General features: G+C 41.3%; 1 pseudogene. It reads left to right on the top strand.

Annotated features, from left to right (window positions below):
* Positions 1–269, top strand: a pseudogene (locus CWC03_RS23230) (asparagine synthase-related protein); the annotation flags it as partial.

Genomic DNA, 269 nt, shown 5'->3' with positions numbered 1-269 from the left:
TTGATTTCTTACGTGCAAATAAGTAGATGGCAGCGTGGGGGGTTGAAGCAAGCTTTCATTTCTTAGATAAAGAATTTGTCTATATTGCCATGCGTATTAACCCGGACTACAAAATGTGTAAAGATGGTCGTATAGAAAAACACATTATCCGTGAGGCGTTTGAGGGCTAATTACCCGATGACGTATTCGGTCGCCAAAAATAGCAGTTTTCAGATGGCGTAGGCTATAGCTGGATCGAGTCACTAAAAGATTATGTCAGTCAGCAAGTG

It is taken from the genome of Pseudoalteromonas sp. S2755, from assembly GCF_005886535.1.
Taxonomy (GTDB): Bacteria; Pseudomonadota; Gammaproteobacteria; order Enterobacterales; family Alteromonadaceae; genus Pseudoalteromonas.
Note: the sequence above shows the minus strand (reverse complement) of the source record. Positions and strands in the feature narration are given on the sequence as shown.